The 541-nt window shown below is 36.6% G+C and carries 1 protein-coding gene; it reads left to right on the forward strand.

Annotated features, from left to right (window positions below; genetic code table 11):
* Positions 1–541, forward strand: a 541-nt coding sequence (locus ACLWS4_RS37355) for a sigma-70 family RNA polymerase sigma factor (RefSeq protein WP_416876475.1), incomplete at both ends; no start/stop codon positions are given.

The following is a 541-nucleotide window of genomic DNA, read 5'->3' on the forward strand; positions in this document are numbered from 1 at the left end:
GGACAATTGGACTTATAAAAGCCATTAGGAAATTCGACATTAATAGAGATGTTCAATTCTCAACTTATGCGGTGTGGTGGATTCGGCAACAAATCTTAAGAGCTATTGCCGATACGGGGACAACAATACGTATTCCTGTTCACATGTTTGAAAACGTTCTAAAAATAAAACGAGTAGAACTTGCATTCCAGTTGAATGGGCAGAGACCAAACATCACTGAGATATGTAATCAACTGAATATATCTCTTGGAACGTACGAGAAGGCCAAGTTAGTAGAACATCAGTATTTAGGAATCACATCTATAGACCAATATGTATCGGATGAAGACCAAGATACTGAACTAGGTGATTTTATAAGCTTAGATAGCCATCATTTATTGGTTGACTACGATCAATTGTTTTATAATCCATCTTTAATAACTGAACAAAACGATGTCCGAACGAGGATACATCAGACAATTTCTGAACATTTGAAACCGCGAGAACAAGAAATCATTTTTGAACGATTTGGGTTCGTTGATGGTAATCCCAAAACCCTAGA

This window comes from Kitasatospora sp. SC0581, assembly GCF_048159585.1.
Lineage (GTDB): Bacteria > Actinomycetota > Actinomycetes > Streptomycetales > Streptomycetaceae > Kitasatospora.